We start from the raw sequence: 436 nt of genomic DNA, 5'->3' as shown, positions 1-436 counted from the left end.
GCGATGTGGTGGAACCTGAGAGCAAGCCATTGCACGTTTTCTAGGAGGGCTCAAGAAGGAGATCTCCGATGTAATCAAATTGCAGCCATATTGGACTTTCAATGATGTCCGAAAATTAGCTTTGAATGTGGTGAAACAACGGAAGGATTTGCAAAAGTATCCGACCAAGAGTATGGGAAGCACTAGTTATGGAATTAAGGGAAACCCTTCGTCTTCTTCAAAACCAGCCTTTAACAAGGCATCTGCCACCACTAAACCGGAGGTGAAGAACGACAAACCAACCAACACTTCCAATTCTTCGAAAAAATGTTTCAAATGCCAGGGATATGGGCATATTGCTTCAGAGTGTCCAAATCGAAGGGTCATCACCATTGTAGAAAATGAAGTTGTGGAGGAAGAGGAAGAGGAGTCGGAAAAGGAAGAAATTGAAGAACAC

At 43.3% G+C, this 436-nt stretch carries 1 protein-coding gene; it reads left to right on the top strand.

Going from position 1 to position 436, the window contains the following annotated elements; genetic code table 11:
* Window positions 1–130 precede the first annotated feature (130 nt).
* Window positions 131–436: zinc finger CCHC domain-containing protein (locus F8C76_RS19900; RefSeq protein ID WP_152132950.1), on the top strand; the 306-nt coding region annotated here is incomplete at its 3' end.

Source organism: Flagellimonas olearia, from assembly GCF_009184425.1.
In the GTDB taxonomy this organism is placed as follows: domain Bacteria; phylum Bacteroidota; class Bacteroidia; order Flavobacteriales; family Flavobacteriaceae; genus Flagellimonas; species Flagellimonas olearia.
The sequence above is the reverse complement of the archived record's forward strand: the minus strand, read 5'-3'. Positions and strand labels throughout refer to the sequence as shown.